The sequence below is a fragment of the Sphingobacterium cavernae genome (assembly GCF_008520265.1).
Classification (GTDB): Bacteria; Bacteroidota; Bacteroidia; order Sphingobacteriales; family Sphingobacteriaceae; genus Sphingobacterium; species Sphingobacterium cavernae.
In genome coordinates, this window is record NZ_VIQM01000006.1 from 70,742 (window position 1) to 90,776 (window position 20,035).

A 20,035-nucleotide genomic window follows, 5' to 3' on the forward strand; every position below is an offset into this window, starting at 1 on the left:
AATTTAATTTTTAACAGACAGTAGGTCTTGTGCTCAAATGAGTATTGGAAACCATTGTCACAATATTTTTACATAATGAATACAGATCCAATAGCGGATTACCTTACACGAGTAAGGAATGCCATTAAGGCCAACCACAGGGTTGTTGAAATTCCTGCATCGAACCTAAAAAAAGAAATCACAAAAGTTCTTTTTGACAAAGGTTACATTGCTAATTACAAATTCGTAGAAGAAGGACCTCAAGGTTCTATCAAAATTGCGTTGAAGTATAACCCAATTAGCAAAGTACCGGCTATTCGCACTTTGACACGTGTGAGTAAACCTGGTTTAAGAAAGTATGCAAGTGTTGACAACATGCCTCGCGTTTTGAACGGTTTGGGTATCGCTATCTTGTCTACATCGAAAGGTGTGATGACAGATAAAGAAGCTCGCTTACAAAATGTAGGTGGTGAGGTTTTATGTTACGTTTATTAATCTAGGAAAAAAACACAAAGAAATGTCAAGAATTGGAAAAGCACCTATCGCTATTCCCGCGGGAGTAACGGTGACTGTATCAGATAAGAATCTGGTAACAGTAAAAGGTCCTAAAGGTGAACTATCACAACAAGTAGACAGCGACATTACAATCAAAGAAGAAGATGGCAACATCCTTGTAACTCGTCCTACTGAACAAAAGAAACACAAAGCATTACACGGTTTATACCGTTCACTATTAAACAATATGGTGATTGGTGTAACTGAAGGTTACAAAACTACACAAGAGTTAGTCGGTGTAGGTTACCGTGCTGCAAACACTGGTAATACATTAGAGTTAACTCTAGGTTTCTCTCACCAGATCGTTTTCGTATTGCCAAAGGAAATTACAGTTACAACTACTGCTGAAAAAGGTAAGAACCCTACTATCACATTAGAATCAGTTGACAAACAGTTAATTGGTCAAATAGCAGCGAAAATCCGCAGCTTCCGTGCTCCAGAGCCTTACAAAGGTAAAGGTATCAAGTTCGCGGGTGAAGTTTTAAGAAGAAAAGCAGGTAAATCAGCTAAAAAATAATAACCATGGCAGGAAGTAAAACATCTCGCAGAGAGCGAATCAAACAAGGAATTAGAAAAAACCTTGCTGGCACAACTGAGCGTCCACGTTTATCAGTTTTTAGATCTAACAAAGGTATCTACGCACAAGTTATCGACGATACTACAGGCAAAACTTTAGCTGCAGCTTCAAGCTTATCTAAAGATTTCGTAGCATCAGGTAATAAAGTAGATCAATCTAAAGCTGTTGGTAAATTAGTAGCTGAGAAAGCTGTTGCAGCAGGTATTAATAAAGTAGTTTTTGACCGTAATGGGTACTTATACCACGGCCGTGTTAAATCATTGGCAGAGGGTGCTCGCGAAGGCGGTTTAGACTTTTAATCAAAGAAGATAATGGCATTAAGCAATATTAAAAGAGTAAAATCAAGCGAAATTGAATTAAAAGATCGCTTAGTAAGCATCCAACGCGTAGCAAAAGTTACTAAAGGTGGTCGTACTTTTAGTTTCTCAGCTATCGTAGTTGTCGGTGATGAAAACGGTATCGTAGGTTACGGTTTAGGTAAAGCTAAAGAGGTTACTGAAGCGATCACTAAAGGTATCGATGATGCAAAGAAAAATTTGGTAAAAGTTCCTATTATCAATGGAACTGTACCTCACGAGCAATATGGTAAATTCTCAGGTGGTTCGGTATTAATCAAACCAGCTGTAGGTGGTACTGGAGTATTAGCAGGTGGCGCGATGCGTGCTGTATTAGAATCTGCTGGTATCAAAGACGTATTAGCTAAATCATTAGGATCATCAAACCCACACAACGTAGTGAAAGCAACTATCACAGCATTGGGAAGCATGCGTGATGCATATACAGTAGCTCAACACCGCGGTGTCGATTTAAATAAAGTATTTAACGGTTAATTATCATGGCAAAAATCAAAATTACCCAGATAAAGAGCGTTATCGACAGAAGCGAGCGCCAAAAGAAAACTATTGAGGCATTAGGGTTGAAAAAAATCAATGACTCTGTAGAAGTAGAAGCTACAGCAGCTATTATCGGAATGGTACGTAAAGTAAACCATTTGGTAGCTGTAGAAGCTATCTAATAAGCAAAAAATACTATATGGAAAGAATTTCGGTTCTTTCCATTAGTTGTTTATTAATATTATTTGTTAATCGTTGTTTCCTGTATAGTGAAAGCGAAGGGGCAACACAATCTTAGTTTAAAAAATGAACTTAAGTAATTTAAAACCAGCAGCTGGTTCAACAAAAAACAGAAAACGTATTGGTCGTGGTCAAGGTTCTGGTCGTGGTGGTACATCTACACGTGGTCACAAAGGTGCTGGCTCACGTTCAGGTCACTCTACTAAAATCGGTTTCGAAGGTGGTCAAATGCCTTTGCAACGTCGCGTACCTAAATTCGGTTTCAAAAATGCTAACCGCGTAGAATACAATGGTGTGAACTTAGACGTATTAGAAGCTTTAATCGTAAAACATAACTTAACTGTTATTGATTTCGATACATTAAAAGCTCATGGTTTAGCTTCTAAAAATGACCTAGTAAAAGTATTGGGTCGTGGTGAGTTAAAATCTAAAGTTGAAGTTAAAGCGCATGCATTCTCAGCGTCGGCTCAAAAAGCAATCGAAGCTGCAGGTGGTTCTATCGTAAAACTTTAATACATGAAAAAACTAATCACAACCTTAACCAATATATGGAAGATAGAAGATTTACGTAACCGTATTTTGAATACGATACTATTTCTTCTAATTTATCGTATTGGATGTCACGTGGTATTGCCAGGTGTTAATCCAGATGCGTTAGCTAGTGCTGGAGAAAAGGAAGGTCTTTTGGGAATGATCAATATGTTCTCAGGAGGATCTTTTTCACGTTCGGCAATATTTGCTCTTGGTGTAATGCCTTACATCTCGGCTTCTATCGTTGTACAATTATTGGGGATTGCAGTTCCTGCCTTTCAGAAAATGCAAAAGGAAGGTGAGTCTGGTCGTAAAAAAATGACTCAGATAACGCGTTACCTAACAGTAGCGATCACATTGGTGCAAGCTATAGCTTATGTGAAGACTCAAATTGATGCTTCTGCTAAGACTATAGAAGATCCCATGTTCACTATTCTAGCTGCTATTGTATTGTCAGCAGGTACTTTGTTTGTGATGTGGTTGGGTGAGAAAATCACCGATAAAGGTATTGGTAATGGTATCTCATTGATTATCATGGCTGGTATTATCGCACAATTACCAGGAGGCATCATTGCTGAGTGGGGTTCTCGTATGAGTCCTAGTGGTGGTGGTATTATTCCATTTATCGTTGAGTTTATTGCTTTATTCTTTGTTGTGATCTTTACTATATTGATCGTACAGGGAGTTCGCAAGATACCAGTGCAATATGCGAAGAAAATTGTAGGTAATAAACAAGTAGGTGGTGTACGTCAGTACATTCCTTTGAAAGTAAACGCAGCGGGTGTAATGCCTATTATCTTTGCGCAAGCGATCATGTTTTTGCCTATGTCATTGGCACAATTTTTCCCTAGTCTTCAATCTGACTTTTTGACTTCGTTGACTGATTTTACTTCAATAGCGTATAATGTGACATTCGCAGTGTTAATCATTGCATTTACATTTTTCTATACAGCTATCATGGTGAATCCGCAACAAATGTCTGAAGACATGAAGAAGAACGGTGGATTCGTACCAGGTATCAAGCCAGGATACGATACGAATTTATTCATTGATAATGTAATTTCTCGTATCACTTTCCCAGGTGCAATTTTTATAGCTATCATAGCAATATTACCAGCTATCGCAAGTGCTGCAGGAGTTAATAATAACTTCGCACATTTTTATGGTGGTACTTCGCTATTGATTTTGGTAGGTGTAGTTTTAGATACACTTCAGCAAATCGAGTCTCATTTATTAATGCGTCATTATGATGGATTGATGAAAACAGGACGCGTGAAAGGCCGTTCGGCTGTTGGAGTAGAGGGGTATGATCAATCAGCTATTTAATTCTTTAGATGTCTAAAGTAATTTATAAAACAGAAGAACAAATCGAGCAAATTCGAGAGTCAGCAAATGTACTCTCGAATTTACTTGCTGAAATCGCTAAGGTAATAAAACCTGGTGTCACGACTATTTCATTAGATAAGTTAGCATATGACTATATCAAAGATCACGGTGGTACACCTGCGTTTTTAAATTATCACGGTTTTCCTTATTCCCTATGTATTTCTGTTAATGATCAAATCGTTCATGGTTTCCCTAGTGACTATGTCATCAAAGATGGTGATTTAGTTTCTGTTGATGGGGGGGTAAATCTTAACGGTTTTATTTCAGATTCAGCGTATACATTTGGTGTAGGTGAAATCTCAGAAGAAGCTCAATTACTATTAGACGTAACGAAAGCTTCTTTGCAAAAAGGAGTCGAACAGGCTGTGGCTGGCAAACGTGTGGGGGATATTTCGTCAGCAATTCAAGAATATGTACAACCTTACAATTTCGGAATCGTAAAAGAATTAGTAGGTCATGGTGTAGGTGTCAACTTGCACGAAAAACCTGAAGTTCCAAATTACGGTAAAAGAGGTGCAGGTCCAAAATTAGAGTCAGGCTTGGTAATATGTATTGAACCAATGATCAATGCAGGCAAAGCAGGAGTAAAATTTTGGGACGATGGTTGGACGGTGAGTACAGTGGATGGCAAGTTGTCTGCACACTTTGAGCAGATGGTTGCGATTCGCAAAGGCGCACCAGATGTGTTGTTGAATTTTGATGAGATCGAAAAAGTTTTAAATAAAAAGTAGTTGGTATTCAGTATTTTTTATTTATCTTTGCACTCCTGTTAAGTGCAGGTTGTTACAACGTAAATTAGAATTGATATATGGCTAAACAAGCCTCAATAGAACAAGACGGAGTTATCAGAGAAGCATTATCTAATGCTATGTTTCGTGTGGAGTTAGAAAATGGGCATGAGATCATTGCGCATATTTCGGGTAAAATGCGTATGCACTACATCAAAATTCTTCCAGGAGACAAAGTAAAATTAGAGATGTCACCTTATGATTTAACAAAAGGTAGAATAACATATCGTTATAAATAAGATAGCGCTCTGTAAGGAGCTTTAACAATTTTATTACAATGAAAGTAAGAGCATCAGTAAAAAAACGTAGCGCGGACTGTAAAATCATCCGTCGTAAAGGAAAGATTTTTGTGATCAACAAAAAGAACCCTAAATTCAAACAACGTCAGGGATAATTAATTTAACAAAATCGCTTAAAAAATTATATGGCAAGGATATCAGGTATAGATTTACCTAAAAACAAAAGAGGTGTTATTGGCCTTACCTACATTTTCGGTGTTGGTCGTGCCACTGCTGCTTATATCTTAGAAAAAGCAGGTATCAGTGAAGACGTTAAAGTTTCAGAGTGGAACGATGATCAATTAGCAGCTATTCGTACTATCATCAATGATGAGATTAAAGTAGAAGGTGCTTTGCGTTCAGAGGTTCAATTGAACATCAAACGTTTGATGGATATTGGTTGTTACCGTGGCCTACGTCACCGTAAACATTTACCAGTTCGTGGTCAACGTACTAAAAACAACACACGTACACGTAAAGGTAAACGTAAGACAGTTGCAAACAAGAAAAAAGCTACTAAATAATAAGTAAGAAATGGCTAAAAGTAAAAAAGTTACTAAAAAACGTATCGTTGTTATCGAGCCTGTAGGACAAGCTCATATCAATGCTACTTTTAACAACATTATTATTACTTTGACAAACAATTCAGGTCAAACTATTTCATGGTCATCAGCTGGTAAAATGGGCTTTAGAGGTTCTAAAAAGAATACTCCATATGCTGCAGGTCAAGCTGCTTCTGACTGTGGTAAAGTTGCACATGACTTAGGATTACGTAAAGTTGAAGTTTTCGTTAAAGGACCAGGTGCAGGTCGTGAATCAGCGATCCGTACATTACAAACTGTAGGTATTGATGTAACTACTATCAAAGATATTACACCACTTCCTCACAACGGTTGTCGTCCTCCAAAACGCAGAAGAGTTTAATAATAGTATTGTTTAAGATAAGATTCGTCAGCTAAAGGCTGATTGATACTTCAAACAGAGAAAGAAATGGCAAGATATACAGGACCTAAGTCCAAAATTGCACGTAAATTCAGAGAGCCTATTTTCGGCCCTGATAAAGCGTTAGAGAAAAAAAATTATCCTCCTGGACAACACGGTCCATCTAAAAGAAGAGGTAAACAATCTGAATATGCTGTTCAGTTGTTAGAAAAACAAAAAGCGAAATACACTTACGGTGTATTAGAGCGTCAATTCGCTAACTTATTCGCTAAAGCATCTGCAAAACAAGGTATCACAGGTGAGATCTTCTTGAAATTATTAGAAGCTCGTTTAGATAATGTTGTTTACCGTTTAGGAATTGCTCCTACACGTTCAGCTGCTCGTCAATTAGTTTCACACAAGCACATTACTGTTAACGGCGAAGTTGTTAACATTCCATCATATAGCATCCGTCCAGGTGATGTTATCGCTGTACGTGAGCGTTCTCAAACTTTAGAAGCTATCACTACTTCAGTAGCTGGTAGAACAATCAACAAATACGGTTGGTTAGAGTGGGATGCAAAAACTCTTACTGGTAAATTCTTAAGCTACCCAGAAAGAGCTGATATCCCTGAGAATATCAAAGAAAACTTAATCGTAGAGTTGTACTCTAAATAATAATTAATAGATATATGCATAATCTGTATAAGATTATGCATATCCTATTAAGATATACATTGTTAAAAAATATTAAAATATTATAAATGGCAATTTTAGCATTTCAAAGACCGGATAAAGTGATCATGCAGAAATCTACGGATTTTGATGGTACTTTCGAATTTCGTCCATTAGAGCCAGGTTTTGGTGTAACAATTGGTAATGCTTTGCGCCGTATTTTATTGTCCTCTTTAGAAGGATATGCAATTACGTCGATTAGATTTTCAGGTGTCTCTCACGAATTCTCTACTATTAAAGGTGTAGCAGAAGACGTAACTGAAATCATCTTGAACTTGAAACAAGTACGTTTCAAAAAATCAGGTGAGCAAGGTGACAACGAGAAGATCTTTGTAGTTATCAATGGTCAAGAACAATTCAAAGCTGGTGATATCACTAAGTTTTCGAACAACTTTACTGTTTTGAACCCTGACTTCGTAATCTGTAACATGGAAAGCTCAGTAACTATTGAGGTTGAATTGTCAGTTGCAAAAGGTCGTGGTTACGTAAATGCGGAAGAGAATAAAGTGACTGATGGTCCTGTAGGTGTAATCGCTATTGATTCTATCTACACTCCGATTAAGAATGTGAAATATACCATTGAAAACTACCGTGTAGAGCAAAAGACTGACTACGAAAAATTGTTGTTAGACATCTCTACAGATGGTTCTATTCACCCAGAAGATGCTTTGAAAGAAGCAGCTCGTATCTTAATTCAACACTTCATGTTGTTCTCTGACGAAAATATGTTGTTAGAGTCTCAAACTAAAGAAGAAACTAAAGTTGTAGACGAGGAAATCTTACACATGCGTAAGATCTTGAAAACAGAATTAGTAGATTTAGATCTTTCTGTTCGTGCATTGAACTGTTTGAAAGCTGCAGATATTCGCAGTCTAGCTGAGTTAGTAACTTACGACGTAGCTGACATGTTGAAATTCCGCAACTTCGGTAAAAAATCATTAAGCGAAATCCAAGAGTTGGTAAAATCTAAAGGTTTATCATTCGGAATGAACTTGTCTAAATTTAAATTAGACGAAGATTAATAATAATTAAATAATTAAGCGACCTGTTGCATAATTCCCCTGAAGGAGAATTTGGAACAAAGATTAAAGAGCAAAGATTTCGTCTTTTATCATTTATCTTTGATCCTTAATCCAAAAAAGGACGGTATGCGCAAAAACAAAAACTAAAATGAGACACGGAAAAAAAGTAAATCACTTAGGCCGCACTGACAGTCACCGTAAGGCGATGTTAGCTAACATGGCGACGTCATTGATCAAACACAAACGTATTACTACTACTTTGGCTAAAGCTAAAGCATTGCGTAAATATGTTGAGCCATTGATTACTAAATCAAAAACTGACACGACTCACTCTCGTCGTACAGTATTCGCTTACTTAAAAGATAAAGATGCTGTTACTATATTGTTCCGTGAAGTATCTGAAAAAGTTGCTACACGTCCAGGTGGTTACACTCGTATCATTAAATTAGAAAACCGTTTAGGTGACAACGCTGAGATGGCATTCATCGAGCTTGTAGATTACAACGAAGTTTATGGCAAAACTGCTCAAGCTGAGAAAAAATCTACTCGTCGTCGTGGTTCTTCTAAGAAAAAAGCTACTGAAACTGTTGAAGCTACTGAAGAAGTAAAAGCTGAAGAAACAGCTGCTACAGAAGAAGCTCCAGCTACAGAAGAGAAAAAAGACTAATTTATAAGTCTTAATCTTATAAATAAAGCCTATCATCATTGATGATAGGCTTTAATGTTATACAGGAGTTCTATTTTTTGACAAAATCTTTTACCCAAGTTAGCATTTTTGTATGCTGTTCTGGATACGTCCAATGTCCAGTTTCTTGGATTAAATAAAGCTCTTTCGGTGCATTTATTTGGTTGTATGCCGCATAGTAGGACGTCGGTGGACAAGTTTCATCGTTATATCCCCAAGTGTAAAAACCAGGAACTGTAATCATCTTCGAAAAATTAACAACGTCATAATAAGCTGAAGTTTCAACCTTTTGTTTTGTTGGTATTTGTGAAGGATTATTAGATGTGAACATATGCGGCCAGCCACCAGCTCTATTGTGCATGTAACCCGTCAGATCGCATAACGCTGGATATAGCGACACAAGACCTTTCACTTTTTTGTTTAGAGCGGCAGTTGTTATAGACAATGCTCCTCCTTGACTACCTCCCCAAAGTATAATGTTTGAATTGTCAACTTCGGCTAATGAAGCAAGCACATCTACCGCTCTACTGCAACCGATGTATACTCTTTTGTAATAGTAATTGTCTTTATTGTCCAGATTGATAGTTGGATACCCTCGAAGTGCCCCTGCTGAAAGATCGTTATATAGGCTTACATCATTCGTAACTGCTATTCCATGGATTCCAACTTGTAAGGTTACAAAGCCTTGCTCTGCTTGATCGATCATTCCATTGTACGGTCTAATACCAGCACCTGGGACGTGTAAAATGGCAGGATATTTACCTGACTTTTTAGGTGTTGTTAGTATACCATACATTTGACTATTGTCAATATTTCTATAGCTAATGTGATAGACGTTTGTATTTGCAGTACATTTCTCAGGTAATAATGTGTATTTCACGTCTAATGGTATTCTATCTGATTTTTCCAATTCTGATTGCCAAAATGCCGAAAAATCGTTCGGTAGTTTTTGTGTGGGTCTGATTTTTTCTGGTGCAACGGCAGCTGTTGCTATTCCTCGGTAATCGATACCGTCCACGTTAACTTTTACCTCACAACGAATAAATCCAGGGGTATCAAGAGATAGTTGTTTACCGACCTCAACGTTTTCTTTATCAATTTTGATTGTACCTTTTTGATCGGCAGTCATTTTCTCTAGTCCAATTGTGTAACTAGCAGTCACGTTTTTCATTGGCACATGATTCTTAATTATCGTGGTTGTAAATTTGATTTTTTCACCCGGCGCATAGGTCCAATCTGCTTTATTTGGTGTCACAAGCACTTGTATAACTTGATTGTTTCGCGATTGGCTAATTCCCTTAAAATATAGACCACAACAGAATACAGAAAGTAATAGATAAGTTAGGATGTTTTTGATTTTCATAGATTTATGATTAATTTAAGTTTGCTTATAAGTAGTGATTTAAATATCAATATTTTATTGTTGCTAAATTTATTGTTTTAATATTTTTACATTCTAGTAAAGCATGTGATATCAGAATTGAGCTCAATCTTATTAATTGTTTTTTAATATAATAATGTAAAAATAGCAGATAAAGTACCCCAATTTCTTCGTACTTGAGTATATTTGCTAGCAATGTTATTTTAATATTGAAATTGCCATAAAAGACATAAAAAATGAATTTATTTAATGTTTACCCGATCAATCCAATAAACATTGTGAAGGCACAAGGATCAACTGTTTGGGATTCGGAAGGTAATGAATATCTTGACCTATATGGAGGTCACGCTGTTATTTCTATTGGACATACACATCCTCATTATGTGCAGCGTATCACGGAACAATTAAATAATATTGGATTCTATTCAAATTCTATAGAGATTCCTATTCAGCAGCAGTTAGCGGCGCGATTAGGCGAGGTATCAGGTAAAGTAGATTACACATTATTCTTATGTAATTCAGGAGCTGAGGCGAATGAAAATGCATTGAAATTGGCTTCTTTTCACACTGGTCGTAAGAAAGTAATCGCTTTTACAAAGGCATTTCACGGACGTACGTCATTAGCTGTAGCGGCTACAGACAATCCAGCAATTGTTTCACCCGTTAATGAAACAGACAATGTCGTATTTCTTCCATTCAACGACGAAGATGCTTTAACAAATGCTTTTGCTGAATTTGGAAATGAAATAGCAGCAGTTATTATTGAAGGTATTCAAGGTGTAGGCGGGATTCGTGAGGCATCGGTTTCATTTTTGAAACTAATCCGTTCATTGTGTGACCAATACGGATCAGTATATATCGCAGACTCAGTACAGTGTGGTTATGGACGTACAGGACAATTTTACTCGCACGATTATTCCGGTGTTGAGGCAGATATTTATTCGATGGCCAAAGGAATGGGTAATGGTTTCCCAATCGGCGGTATTGCTATTGCTCCAAAATTCAAAGCTTCATACGGACTACTAGGTACTACATTTGGTGGCAATCATTTGGCTTGTGCAGCAGCAGTAGCTGTATTAGATATTATTAAACAAGATGATTTGTTAGCAAATGCAGCTTCTGTGGGTTCATATTTGATCGAAGAACTAAAGAAGTTTGATAAGGTAGAAGAGGTAAGGGGCCGTGGCTTGATGATTGGTATTGACTTACCTGTGGAGTTAGCGAATGTGAAGAAAGATTTATTAGTGAAAAATAGAATTTTCACTGGAGAAGCTAAGCCTAATGTGATTCGTATTTTACCTGCATTGAATATCACAAAGGCGATTGCAGATCAATTTTTAACAGCTTTGGACGAACGTCTGAAAGCGCAATAATATATATTCATAGATAACGATATCAATGAAAAAATTCTTTTCAGTAGCGGATGTTGATAGTTTAGATGCTATCGTCAAAGAAGCTTTAGAATTAAAAGCAAATCCTAATGCAAATGAGGAATTAGGTAAACATAAAATGTTGGGCTTGGTATTTTTGAACCCAAGTTTACGTACACGTCTTAGTACTCAAAAAGCGGCTATGAATCTTGGCATGAACGTGATGGTCATGAACATGGACAAAGATGGTTGGGCTTTGGAAACTCAAGATGGTGTGGTGATGAACGGCACCACAGTGGAACACATTCGTGAAGCTGCTGCAGTAATGGGAGAGTACTGCAACATTTTAGGTTTACGTTCGTTTCCTTCGTTAAAAGATAAAGAAGCGGATTACACCGAAGATTTATTCAATAAGTTTATCAAATTCTGTGGTGTACCTGTAGTATCCTTAGAAAGTGCAACACGTCACCCATTGCAAAGTTTGACAGACTTGATCACGATTACGGAACACAAAAAAGTAGCTAAACCAAAAGTTGTATTGGCTTGGGCACCGCACATTAAGGCATTGCCTCAAGCTGTGCCTAATTCATTCGCAGAATGGATGTCGAAAGCGCAGGAGCAAGGTTTGGTTGATTTTACGGTGGCGCATCCTGCTGGATACGAGTTGTCAGAAGAATTTACTACTGGAGCGACTATTACCAATAATTTGGATGAAGCATTGACAGGTGCTGATTTTGTGTATGTGAAAAACTGGTCTTCTTACAAAGAGTACGGTCAAGTGTATCCAGTGTCTGAAAATTGGATGTTGGATAATCAAAAGTTGACATTGACCAATGATGCCAAAGTGATGCACTGTCTTCCGGTACGTCGTGATTTAGAATTGTCATCTGAGATATTGGATGGTCCAAATTCATTAGTCATTAAAGAAGCAAGCAACCGTGTTTGGGCGGCACAAGTTGTATTGAAAAGAATATTAGAAAGTCTAAATAAATAAGCAGAAAATATGTCGAATAGTACATTGAATATTATTAAGATCGGTGGAAATGTAATTGATGATGATATTCAATTAGAAACTTTCTTGGAGAAATTCGCTTCCATACCTGGGAAAAAGGTATTGGTGCATGGAGGAGGAAAGATAGCTACGCGTTTGGCGACAAAATTGGGACTCGAGGCACAGATGGTGGAAGGTCGTCGCATTACGGACAAAGATATGTTGGATGTCGTGACGATGGTGTATGCTGGTCTTACCAACAAGAATATTGTGGCTACGCTACAAAAATATAAATGTGATGCAATTGGATTAAGTGGAGCGGATGGTAATGTCATCAAAGCTGTAAAACGTCCTGTTAAGGAAATTGATTATGGTTTTGCGGGTGATATTTTAGCAGATTCTGTTAATTCATTGGCTATTAAAAAGTTTTTGGATGCTGGATTTACACCAATTTTTTCAGCTATCACACATAATGGATCAGGGCAATTGTTAAATACGAATGCCGATACCATTGCGGCAGCGTTGTCCACAGCCATGTCTGATCATTATGAGACATCCTTGATCTACTGTTTTGAAAAAAATGGTGTTTTATTGGATGTGAATGATGAGAATTCGGTAATTGAAAATATTACAGCTAAAGATTTTACAAAATACAAAGAGCGTGGAATTATCAGTGATGGTATGATTCCTAAGCTACAAAATGCATTTGATGCAATTAATAAAGGTGTCAAATCCGTTTATATTGGTAATGCATCAAATTTACATTTGTTTCAACAACAAAAATTCGGAACTTGCCTAATCAACAAGTAATTTAATCAACAGACCTAAATCATGAGTAAGATAACAATAATAGGATCGGGTAATATTGGATTTTCGCTGGCTAAGGGCTTAGTAAAATCTAATATTTACAAGGCGGAAGATATTGTCCTTACGCGAAGAACTTTGGCTTCTTTATCGGAAGAAGAAGCATTGGGATTCGGTGTGAGTGCAGATAATCCAACAGCTATTCAAGGTGCAGAAATCATCGTTTTGGCAGTATTGCCGCAACAGATTAAGAAGGTGATGGAAGATATCGCGCCCACTGTTCAGCCAAATCAAATTATTGTTTCTGTCGCATCAGGCGTTTCGTGTCAAGATGTGAAAGAAATTTTGGGTCAAGATAAAATTGTAGTTCGTGCTATGCCGAATACGGCCATAGCTATTGGACAGTCAATGACTTGTATTGCTACGCAGAATGCAAGTGCAGAAGCCGTTGGAACAGTTGAAAAATTGTTCGAAGCAGTCGGTTCTGTTGTGGTTATTGAAGAGGATTTGATGACATCAGCAACAGCTCTGTGTGCGTGTGGTATTGCATTTTTCTTGCGAGCGATTCGTGCGGCTTCGCAGGGAGGCGTGGAAATTGGCTTTCATGCACACGATGCACTTAAAATGGCTATTCAAACCGCTAAAGGCGCAGCAGATTTGTTGTTGCAAACACATAACCATCCCGAAAGTGAAATCGACAAGGTTACCTCGCCTAAAGGATGTACCATAGCTGGACTAAATGAAATGGAACATAACGGACTGAGTTCAGCGTTTATTAAAGGAATCAAATTGTCAGCGAAAAAAGCTGGCGGACTATATAATGAATAAGCATATAGATCAACTTATTGAAGATAGTAAATCTCTATTGGCACAGCTGATAGAGATTCCTTCTTTTAGTAGGGAAGAGGATCAGACTGCTGATTGCATCAGTACGTTTCTTATCGAAAGAGGAATTTCGAATAATCAAGTTGGAAATAATGTGATCGCTTACAATAAGTATTTTGATGAATCAAAACCAACAATCTTATTAAATTCTCACCACGATACCGTAAAGCCAAATCCTGGTTACACCAAAGATCCTTTCAAAGCAATTGTCGAAGACGGGAAACTATATGGCTTGGGATCTAATGATGCAGGCGGTTGTTTAGTTTCATTAATTGCTGCTTTTGTACATTATTATCAAGATAAAAATTTAGCTTATAATTTGTGTTTAATTGCTTCCGCAGAAGAAGAAATAACGGGTAAAAATGGTATTGAGGAAGCTTATAAGCATGTTGTAGATTGTGATTTTGCGATTGTAGGTGAACCAACCTTATTGGATTTGGCCGTAGCGGAGAAAGGTTTAATGGTGTTAGATTGTACGGCGCACGGCGAATCTGGGCATGCTGCACGTGAAGAAGGAGTCAACGCAATTTACAATGCTATTGAAGATATTAATTGGTTCAATACCTATAAATTTCCGAAGGAATCAGAATTCTTAGGTCCTGTTAAAATGTCTGTTACGGTTATCAATGCTGGTTCGCAGCATAATGTCGTTCCAGCAGAATGTAAGTTTGTGGTGGATGTACGTACGACAGATGTATATTCGAATGTAGAAGTTCTTGAAATCATTCAGTCTCATGTAAAATCTGCTGTTCAGGCACGTTCTACCCGTTTGAATCCTTCTAATATAGCTATTGAGCATCCAATTGTTCAAGCAGGGTTAAGCTTAGGGAAAAAGTTGTATGGAAGTCCTACAATGAGTGATCAAGCTTTATTGCCGATTCCATCAATTAAAGTTGGTCCAGGGTTTTCTGCGCGTTCGCATACTGCCGATGAGTTTATTCATATGCAGGAAATAGAAGAAGGGATAAAGTTTTATATTGAATTGTTAGGTAAAGTTCTATATAATTAAAAAAGGAAGTCTGATGACTTCCTTTTTTAATTATCTTAATTTCTTGACATCTCTTTCAGCCTTCTCAAAATCTCGTTCTAATTCCTTTAATTTAATTTGTTGTTTACTGATTTTGATAATTTCTTTTTCTCTATCAATATCTGAAATTCGGTTTCTGCGGATTTTTTTATCAAGGGCATCTTCCATTTTCTCAATTTTAGAAGCCTGCTTTTTTATATTGCTTTCTAACTTGTTTGCTTTTTTTAATGCCTTGTCATATTTTTTAGCCGCTTTCTCACGAGCTTTTTGCTGTTTTTCAAGTTTCTTAGCTTGCTTTTCGACTTGTTTCTGACGTTTTTGTAACTCTTTTTCTGCTTTTAATCTTTCTTTTTCGGCTTTTTGTGCGGCCTTCTCCGCTTCCAAATTTGCTTTCAAAAGAGCTTGTTCTTGTAGACGTTTTTGTTCTTCTGTAAGTAAAGTAGGGGCAATCGTGTCTGGCTTAGTTGATTCGATAGATGTAGTTGTGTTGACAGGTTGTTGCGCTTTCGTAATACCTGCAAATGCAACTAATACAGTAAGTGCTATGATTTTTATTGTTTTCATCATTCTTATATGTATATTTTGACTAATGAAACAGTCAAAAAGTTTAACACAAATATAAAAAACAAAAAAGAGTAGCATATGCAATTATGCTACTCTTTCAATTTTATTGTAGAGGAATCGCTATTATACTAGTTGTTCTAACAAACCTGTTAAACTAACACGCTCACCTATTATGCGGCTTAAATCAGCGATTGCAACGCGTTCTTGCTCCATCGAATCACGGTGACGAATAGTTACCATATTGTCTTCTAGAGATTGGTGATCTACTGTGATACAGTATGGCGTTCCGATAGCATCTTGACGACGGTAACGCTTACCAATCGCATCCTTCTCATCGTATTGAATATTGTAATCCAATTTCAATTTAGCCATGATTTCACGCGCTTTCTCTGGAAGACCATCTTTCTTTGTCAATGGTAATACAGCCGCTTTCACAGGTGCAATTGCTGGGTGGAATTTTAATACAACACGTGAATCTTGTTTTTCTTCTGTCGAAAGATCTTCGTGAACCAAAGAATTGGCTAATACTGTCAAGAATAGACGATCCAAACCAATTGACGTCTCAACTACATAAGGAATATAGTTTTGATTGATCTCTGGATCGAAATATTGCATTTTCTTTTTCGAATATTCTTGATGTTGTTTTAAGTCGAAATCTGTGCGGGAGTGAATACCTTCAACTTCTTTGAAACCAAATGGGAATTCGTATTCGATATCTACAGCGGCATTCGCGTAATGCGCTAACTTAGCGTGATCGTGGTAACGGTATTTTACTGGATCTGCACCTAAAGCTAAATGCCATTTTAAGCGAGTTTCTTTCCATTTTGCGTACCATTCCATCTCAGTACCTGGACGTACGAAGAATTGCAACTCCATTTGTTCAAACTCGCGCATACGCATGATAAACTGACGCGCAATGACTTCATTACGGAAAGCTTTACCAATCTGAGCAATACCAAAAGGAATTTTCATTCTTCCTGTTTTCTGAACATTCAAGAAGTTTACGAAGATACCTTGCGCTGTTTCTGGGCGTAAATATACTTTCTCCGCTCCATCAGCCATCGCGCCCATTTGTGTATCAAACATCAAATTAAACTGGCGAACTTCAGTCCAATTTTTAGTGCCTGAAATTGGACATACGATGTTGTGATCTTCGATGATTGTTTTCAAACGCGCTAAATCGTCTGCATTCAATGCATCGTCTAAGTCTTGTTGTAATTGAGCTGCTTTATCTGTTTTACCGTCTTTTTCATAACGATCGATTTTATCTTCGATCAATTGATCTGCACGGTAACGTTTTTTTGAATCTTTATTATCGATCATTGGATCGTTGAATCCATCTACGTGCCCAGAAGCTTTCCAAGTCGTAGGGTGCATGAAAATTGCAGCGTCAATACCTACAATGTTTTCGTTCAATTGCACCATGGATTTCCACCAATATGTCTTCAGGTTGTTCTTTAGTTCTGAACCTAATTGTCCGTAATCATATACGGCACTCAAACCGTCATAAATCTCACTTGAAGGAAATACAAAACCGTATTCTTTAGCGTGTGATATAATGTTTTTGAAAAAGTCGTCTGTTTGTTTGCTCATAAGAAGCAAATATATAGAAAGGTTATCAAAGTGGCAAAAGTAAAGATTATTGGTAATTAGAATTAAGCAGTGCTATGAATTTCTTAACCACAAGAGGTGTATCTTCTGTCAAATCAATAAAATAGGTTAACTGCCAATATTGGGTTTTGATAGCTTGTTTGCTGTCGGGTTTATCCCATGATGGATAAATTCTGAAACCTCGTTTGCCATCATGTATGTACTTTAAAATTTTATTTTCGAGAAGGGCTTGTTTGGAGAAGATAAAGACTCCTTTTCTAGCGTCATCATTCGTCGCTATAATGTAAAAGTCGAACGGATCTGAATAATGAAAAGGTTCTGTAGTGCCATTTGCATTTCTCTTCCATAGAGTTACAAACTGACCAATTTTTTTAGGTGTTATTTTGGCTTTTCTGAACTTATAGTTTTGGGTTCCAATGGTAAAATTGAAACCCAAATATTCATCACACTCATCTTCTCTATGGAGATTGCAAATTTGTAAATCGAGATTTTTTAAAATCTTAACATCAAGAAATAGTAATTCTTCAATCATTAGATTTACTATGATCCAGTATATAAATCCAAAATCTGCTGTGAAGCGTTTTTATTATCTACTTTTTTGATAATGTGTTCGATAATTCCTTCTTCGTTAATGACAAAAGTCGTACGCGCAGTTCCCATATATTTCTTGCCGTACATATTTTTTTCTACCCATACGCCGTAATCATTGACGATTTTTTGGTCTTCGTCTGCTAATAAGTTGAAAGGCAATTCAAATTTTGCGATAAATTTTTGATGAGACTGTTCGCTGTCGATGCTTACACCCAACACTTCAAATCCTTTGCCTAATAAGAATTGGTAATTATCTCTGAAGTTACATGCTTCAGTAGTACATCCCGGTGTATTGTCTTTTGGGTAGAAATACAATATTACTTTCTTTCCCAAAAAATCTGATAGTTTTATGGTTTCGCCTGCTTGATTTTTAGCGATTATCTCTGGTGCTTTTGTTCCGGTTTCTAAATTTGCCATGTTTTTATAGTTTTATAGTGAACTTGTTATCTAGTTAACTTGAAATAGTGTGACCTTGATAACATCATCACTTCATCACCAGTTAACTAGTAATAAAAGTGACGTAGTCCTTATTCTTTGCTCTTTAAGTCTTTATTCTTTGCTCTATCTAATAAACCTTGCTTCGTAAATTCGTTCGTTATCTTTCCAATCTTTAACAATCAATTTGAAAGTATGTTCGCCTTTGGCTAATGAGGAATCAAAACGATGCCATACATGTTTGTTTTTTGAATCGTATTCCATCAATACCCATTTGTCATCGATGTAACCATTAAAGGATTGTATACCTGAAAAATTATCTGCAATCGTAAAATCAATTTTGCTTTGTGTAGAAACATTTTTCCCATTTACCAAATTTCGAGCAGTAATTGTAGGTGCGATAGTGTCAACAGCGACATAAAAATTACCAAAATTTCTGGTGTTTACCGTTACCCAGCCGTTTTCAAATTTTCCACCTTCTGAGGCACCATCTACCGAAGCGATTAGGGCTTTGCTTTCCAAATGTGTCGGAAGATTGATAGGCTTGATTGACAACGAATACGCAGAAAATAAAGGTGTCAACGTATTGTGGACTTTATGCAAAGCAGAATAACTATTTGGTAATTGTGGTGATTCTGTGTAGACAAAATCCAAGTTGCTATATAGCGCACCTTCAGGAATTTCAACTTTTATATTTTCAGTTGTAATTGTGTGTTTTGAATTGAATTCTAAAAGTTTTCCTTTCAAAGGTGTTGGAGAAGCATTCTCCATAACTTTATTGTCGATTTTAAAATTCAATTCACTGCAATTTCCAGCCACATCTTTTACCACATATTTGATATCGTATATTTTAGTTTGATCCAACTCAATAATGCCGTCATTATTCAAGGTTTTGAATATTTCTATTCGATTTCCAGGATCTTTAAAAGATTTTTGAACTTTTGCTTTTGTTTTTTTCCAGTGTGGATAATCGATATAGGAATGAATTCCTCTAGAAGTATTGAAATCTAATTCTTCAAACACAGCAGCTGAAATAAGTTTTCCGTCCACAAAAAGTTCAATGGAATATACGCCGTTTTGAAAACCACCAGCACGGTGTCTATCCACAGAATTGATACCAAACCCAAATTTCCCAAAAGTTGGAACAGGAGAGGTTTGCGCTAAGTTGTAACGTCCAGAACCAATACTTTTGACAGCATAATATTTACGAGGTGTAAACTCATTGAATAAGTTGTCATTTAGATTGTATAGCATTATTCCGTTAATCGTCGGATTGAATTTGTCCGCAAATCGTAAACCGAATAATTGTGGATTCAAGGGACGTTGTGTCTTTGTATCGCGAATTTCAAAATGCAGATGTGGTCCGCCTGAACCACCAGTATTTCCCGCATTACCAATAAATTGACCTTTGCTAAGTTTGACTTGGTCCGTGGTCAACGTTATATCCACATCAAAACGCTGTTGCTTATATTGTTCCGCTCGAACAATCTTAGTTAGCGCTTCATTGAATGTATCCATATGCAGGTACACCGAAGAGAAGCCATTGGGATGATCAATATATACGGAATTGCCACCACCACCAATCTGCACACGCACACGCGAAACAAAACCTTCGGCTGCTGCATGTAATGGAAGTCCTATTTTTTGCTGTGTGCGGTAATCATCGCCCGCATGAAAATGGGTACTTCTTAACTCCCCAAAAGTCCCTGAGGCATCCATAGCAATATTCAGTGGATTGCGAAAATAGCCTTGTGGATATGTTCGGGAAGTGATTATGTCTTTGTTTTGTGCATGAAGTGCTAAGCATGAACTTAGTATTCCAAACAGCAAACCTAATTTTTTCATG

At 37.0% G+C, this 20,035-nt stretch carries 26 protein-coding genes; 20 read left to right on the forward strand and 6 right to left on the reverse strand.

All coding sequences use genetic code 11. From position 1 onward, the window contains the following. Window positions 1-75: 75 nt before the first annotated feature. The 15 genes from rpsH to rplQ all read left to right on the forward strand — a co-directional run bounded on the left by rpsH (window position 76) and on the right by rplQ (window position 8,512). Window positions 76-474 (forward strand): 30S ribosomal protein S8, encoded by a 399-nt coding sequence (gene rpsH, locus FLS47_RS00385; protein ID WP_149912422.1) that lies wholly within the window; start codon window positions 76-78, stop codon window positions 472-474. Window positions 475-496: 22 nt separating this feature from the next. Continuing rightward, a complete protein-coding gene (gene rplF, locus FLS47_RS00390) occupies window positions 497-1,051 on the forward strand; it encodes a 50S ribosomal protein L6 (protein WP_149912423.1) in 555 nt (184 codons plus the stop codon). A gap of 5 nt (window positions 1,052-1,056) precedes the next feature. Then, complete coding sequence (rplR, locus tag FLS47_RS00395; RefSeq protein WP_149912424.1) at window positions 1,057-1,410, forward strand: 50S ribosomal protein L18; 354 nt, start codon at window positions 1,057-1,059, stop codon at window positions 1,408-1,410. A gap of 12 nt (window positions 1,411-1,422) precedes the next feature. Continuing rightward, window positions 1,423-1,941, forward strand: a complete 519-nt coding sequence (gene rpsE, locus FLS47_RS00400; protein ID WP_149912425.1) for a 30S ribosomal protein S5 — start codon at window positions 1,423-1,425, stop codon at window positions 1,939-1,941. Between the two features lie 5 nt (window positions 1,942-1,946). Continuing rightward, on the forward strand, window positions 1,947-2,126 hold the full coding sequence (gene rpmD, locus FLS47_RS00405) for a 50S ribosomal protein L30 (protein ID WP_149912426.1): 180 nt from the start codon (window positions 1,947-1,949) through the stop codon (window positions 2,124-2,126). Between the two features lie 124 nt (window positions 2,127-2,250). Then, complete coding sequence (gene rplO, locus FLS47_RS00410) at window positions 2,251-2,697, forward strand: 50S ribosomal protein L15 (protein ID WP_149912427.1); 447 nt, start codon at window positions 2,251-2,253, stop codon at window positions 2,695-2,697. A gap of 3 nt (window positions 2,698-2,700) precedes the next feature. Continuing rightward, window positions 2,701-4,041, forward strand: coding sequence for a preprotein translocase subunit SecY (secY, locus tag FLS47_RS00415; protein WP_149912428.1), 1,341 nt, complete (start codon window positions 2,701-2,703; stop codon window positions 4,039-4,041). Between the two features lie 8 nt (window positions 4,042-4,049). Then, window positions 4,050-4,832, forward strand: coding sequence for a type I methionyl aminopeptidase (gene map, locus FLS47_RS00420; RefSeq protein WP_149912429.1), 783 nt, complete (start codon window positions 4,050-4,052; stop codon window positions 4,830-4,832). Window positions 4,833-4,909: 77 nt separating this feature from the next. Beyond that, window positions 4,910-5,128 (forward strand): translation initiation factor IF-1, encoded by a 219-nt coding sequence (gene infA, locus FLS47_RS00425; protein WP_010599888.1) that lies wholly within the window; start codon window positions 4,910-4,912, stop codon window positions 5,126-5,128. Window positions 5,129-5,166: 38 nt separating this feature from the next. After that, complete coding sequence (ykgO, locus tag FLS47_RS00430) at window positions 5,167-5,283, forward strand: type B 50S ribosomal protein L36 (RefSeq protein ID WP_021071232.1); 117 nt, start codon at window positions 5,167-5,169, stop codon at window positions 5,281-5,283. A 30-nt stretch (window positions 5,284-5,313) separates the two neighbouring features. Continuing rightward, a complete protein-coding gene (gene rpsM, locus FLS47_RS00435) occupies window positions 5,314-5,691 on the forward strand; it encodes a 30S ribosomal protein S13 (RefSeq protein WP_149912430.1) in 378 nt (125 codons plus the stop codon). Between the two features lie 10 nt (window positions 5,692-5,701). After that, complete coding sequence (gene rpsK, locus FLS47_RS00440; RefSeq protein WP_149912431.1) at window positions 5,702-6,091, forward strand: 30S ribosomal protein S11; 390 nt, start codon at window positions 5,702-5,704, stop codon at window positions 6,089-6,091. A gap of 66 nt (window positions 6,092-6,157) precedes the next feature. Further along, a complete protein-coding gene (gene rpsD / locus FLS47_RS00445) occupies window positions 6,158-6,766 on the forward strand; it encodes a 30S ribosomal protein S4 (protein WP_149912432.1) in 609 nt (202 codons plus the stop codon). Window positions 6,767-6,852: 86 nt separating this feature from the next. Next, entirely contained in the window at window positions 6,853-7,845 is a 993-nt protein-coding gene (locus tag FLS47_RS00450) for a DNA-directed RNA polymerase subunit alpha (RefSeq protein WP_149912433.1), read from the forward strand. A 148-nt stretch (window positions 7,846-7,993) separates the two neighbouring features. Continuing rightward, window positions 7,994-8,512 carry a 50S ribosomal protein L17 gene (rplQ, locus tag FLS47_RS00455; RefSeq protein ID WP_149912434.1) on the forward strand — a complete coding sequence of 173 codons (519 nt, stop codon included), beginning with the start codon at window positions 7,994-7,996 and terminating at the stop codon, window positions 8,510-8,512. Between the two features lie 70 nt (window positions 8,513-8,582). Here rplQ and FLS47_RS00460 read toward each other — a convergent pair whose 3' ends face one another. Further along, entirely contained in the window at window positions 8,583-9,893 is a 1,311-nt protein-coding gene (locus FLS47_RS00460; RefSeq protein ID WP_223225065.1) for an acetylxylan esterase, read from the reverse strand. 254 nt (window positions 9,894-10,147) lie between these two features. Between FLS47_RS00460 and FLS47_RS00465 the strand changes: the two genes are divergently transcribed. The 5 genes from FLS47_RS00465 to FLS47_RS00485 are packed head-to-tail and all read left to right on the forward strand — an operon-like array spanning window position 10,148 to window position 14,970. Next, entirely contained in the window at window positions 10,148-11,284 is a 1,137-nt protein-coding gene (locus FLS47_RS00465) for an aspartate aminotransferase family protein (protein ID WP_149912435.1), read from the forward strand. Window positions 11,285-11,309: 25 nt separating this feature from the next. Further along, window positions 11,310-12,275 carry a Rossmann-fold NAD(P)-binding domain-containing protein gene (locus FLS47_RS00470; RefSeq protein WP_149912436.1) on the forward strand — a complete coding sequence of 322 codons (966 nt, stop codon included), beginning with the start codon at window positions 11,310-11,312 and terminating at the stop codon, window positions 12,273-12,275. Between the two features lie 9 nt (window positions 12,276-12,284). Beyond that, the gene (gene argB, locus FLS47_RS00475) at window positions 12,285-13,082 is read left to right on the forward strand and encodes an acetylglutamate kinase (RefSeq protein WP_149912437.1); all 798 of its coding nucleotides are present in this window, start codon (window positions 12,285-12,287) and stop codon (window positions 13,080-13,082) included. Between the two features lie 21 nt (window positions 13,083-13,103). Beyond that, a complete protein-coding gene (gene proC, locus FLS47_RS00480) occupies window positions 13,104-13,904 on the forward strand; it encodes a pyrroline-5-carboxylate reductase (RefSeq protein WP_149912438.1) in 801 nt (266 codons plus the stop codon). Then, a complete protein-coding gene (locus FLS47_RS00485) occupies window positions 13,897-14,970 on the forward strand; it encodes a M20 family metallo-hydrolase (protein WP_149912439.1) in 1,074 nt (357 codons plus the stop codon). The genes proC and FLS47_RS00485 overlap by 8 nt, the downstream gene beginning before the upstream one ends. A 30-nt stretch (window positions 14,971-15,000) precedes the next feature. Here the strand turns inward: FLS47_RS00485 and FLS47_RS00490 are convergent, their stop codons facing one another. The 5 genes from FLS47_RS00490 to FLS47_RS00510 all read right to left on the reverse strand — a co-directional run bounded on the left by FLS47_RS00490 (window position 15,001) and on the right by FLS47_RS00510 (window position 20,034). Next, complete coding sequence (locus FLS47_RS00490; RefSeq protein WP_149912440.1) at window positions 15,001-15,555, reverse strand: hypothetical protein; 555 nt, start codon at window positions 15,553-15,555, stop codon at window positions 15,001-15,003. Between the two features lie 120 nt (window positions 15,556-15,675). Continuing rightward, window positions 15,676-17,145 carry a glycine--tRNA ligase gene (locus tag FLS47_RS00495; RefSeq protein ID WP_149912441.1) on the reverse strand — a complete coding sequence of 490 codons (1,470 nt, stop codon included), beginning with the start codon at window positions 17,143-17,145 and terminating at the stop codon, window positions 15,676-15,678. 46 nt (window positions 17,146-17,191) lie between these two features. Continuing rightward, on the reverse strand, window positions 17,192-17,695 hold the full coding sequence (locus tag FLS47_RS00500) for a MepB family protein (RefSeq protein ID WP_149912442.1): 504 nt from the start codon (window positions 17,693-17,695) through the stop codon (window positions 17,192-17,194). Between the two features lie 8 nt (window positions 17,696-17,703). Continuing rightward, on the reverse strand, window positions 17,704-18,171 hold the full coding sequence (gene bcp, locus FLS47_RS00505) for a thioredoxin-dependent thiol peroxidase (protein ID WP_149912443.1): 468 nt from the start codon (window positions 18,169-18,171) through the stop codon (window positions 17,704-17,706). A gap of 144 nt (window positions 18,172-18,315) precedes the next feature. Next, window positions 18,316-20,034, reverse strand: a complete 1,719-nt coding sequence (locus FLS47_RS00510) for a M23 family metallopeptidase (protein ID WP_149912444.1) — start codon at window positions 20,032-20,034, stop codon at window positions 18,316-18,318. Between the last annotated feature and the right edge of the window lies 1 nt (window position 20,035).

Bases quoted from the DNA above. Each gene is read 5' to 3' on its own strand.
- rpsH (WP_149912422.1), top strand. From the start codon at position 76: ATGAATACAGATCCAATAGCGGATTACCTTACACGAGTAAGGAATGCC.
- rplF (WP_149912423.1), top strand. From the start codon at position 497: ATGTCAAGAATTGGAAAAGCACCTATCGCTATTCCCGCGGGAGTAACG.
- rplR (WP_149912424.1), top strand. From the start codon at position 1,057: ATGGCAGGAAGTAAAACATCTCGCAGAGAGCGAATCAAACAAGGAATT.
- rpsE (WP_149912425.1), top strand. From the start codon at position 1,423: ATGGCATTAAGCAATATTAAAAGAGTAAAATCAAGCGAAATTGAATTA.
- rpmD (WP_149912426.1), top strand. From the start codon at position 1,947: ATGGCAAAAATCAAAATTACCCAGATAAAGAGCGTTATCGACAGAAGC.
- rplO (WP_149912427.1), top strand. From the start codon at position 2,251: ATGAACTTAAGTAATTTAAAACCAGCAGCTGGTTCAACAAAAAACAGA.
- secY (WP_149912428.1), top strand. From the start codon at position 2,701: ATGAAAAAACTAATCACAACCTTAACCAATATATGGAAGATAGAAGAT.
- map (WP_149912429.1), top strand. From the start codon at position 4,050: ATGTCTAAAGTAATTTATAAAACAGAAGAACAAATCGAGCAAATTCGA.
- infA (WP_010599888.1), top strand. From the start codon at position 4,910: ATGGCTAAACAAGCCTCAATAGAACAAGACGGAGTTATCAGAGAAGCA.
- ykgO (WP_021071232.1), top strand. From the start codon at position 5,167: ATGAAAGTAAGAGCATCAGTAAAAAAACGTAGCGCGGACTGTAAAATC.
- rpsM (WP_149912430.1), top strand. From the start codon at position 5,314: ATGGCAAGGATATCAGGTATAGATTTACCTAAAAACAAAAGAGGTGTT.
- rpsK (WP_149912431.1), top strand. From the start codon at position 5,702: ATGGCTAAAAGTAAAAAAGTTACTAAAAAACGTATCGTTGTTATCGAG.
- rpsD (WP_149912432.1), top strand. From the start codon at position 6,158: ATGGCAAGATATACAGGACCTAAGTCCAAAATTGCACGTAAATTCAGA.
- FLS47_RS00450 (WP_149912433.1), top strand. From the start codon at position 6,853: ATGGCAATTTTAGCATTTCAAAGACCGGATAAAGTGATCATGCAGAAA.
- rplQ (WP_149912434.1), top strand. From the start codon at position 7,994: ATGAGACACGGAAAAAAAGTAAATCACTTAGGCCGCACTGACAGTCAC.
- FLS47_RS00460 (WP_223225065.1), bottom strand. From the start codon at position 9,893: ATGAAAATCAAAAACATCCTAACTTATCTATTACTTTCTGTATTCTGT.
- FLS47_RS00465 (WP_149912435.1), top strand. From the start codon at position 10,148: ATGAATTTATTTAATGTTTACCCGATCAATCCAATAAACATTGTGAAG.
- FLS47_RS00470 (WP_149912436.1), top strand. From the start codon at position 11,310: ATGAAAAAATTCTTTTCAGTAGCGGATGTTGATAGTTTAGATGCTATC.
- argB (WP_149912437.1), top strand. From the start codon at position 12,285: ATGTCGAATAGTACATTGAATATTATTAAGATCGGTGGAAATGTAATT.
- proC (WP_149912438.1), top strand. From the start codon at position 13,104: ATGAGTAAGATAACAATAATAGGATCGGGTAATATTGGATTTTCGCTG.
- FLS47_RS00485 (WP_149912439.1), top strand. From the start codon at position 13,897: ATGAATAAGCATATAGATCAACTTATTGAAGATAGTAAATCTCTATTG.
- FLS47_RS00490 (WP_149912440.1), bottom strand. From the start codon at position 15,555: ATGATGAAAACAATAAAAATCATAGCACTTACTGTATTAGTTGCATTT.
- FLS47_RS00495 (WP_149912441.1), bottom strand. From the start codon at position 17,145: ATGAGCAAACAAACAGACGACTTTTTCAAAAACATTATATCACACGCT.
- FLS47_RS00500 (WP_149912442.1), bottom strand. From the start codon at position 17,695: ATGATTGAAGAATTACTATTTCTTGATGTTAAGATTTTAAAAAATCTC.
- bcp (WP_149912443.1), bottom strand. From the start codon at position 18,171: ATGGCAAATTTAGAAACCGGAACAAAAGCACCAGAGATAATCGCTAAA.
- FLS47_RS00510 (WP_149912444.1), bottom strand. From the start codon at position 20,034: ATGAAAAAATTAGGTTTGCTGTTTGGAATACTAAGTTCATGCTTAGCA.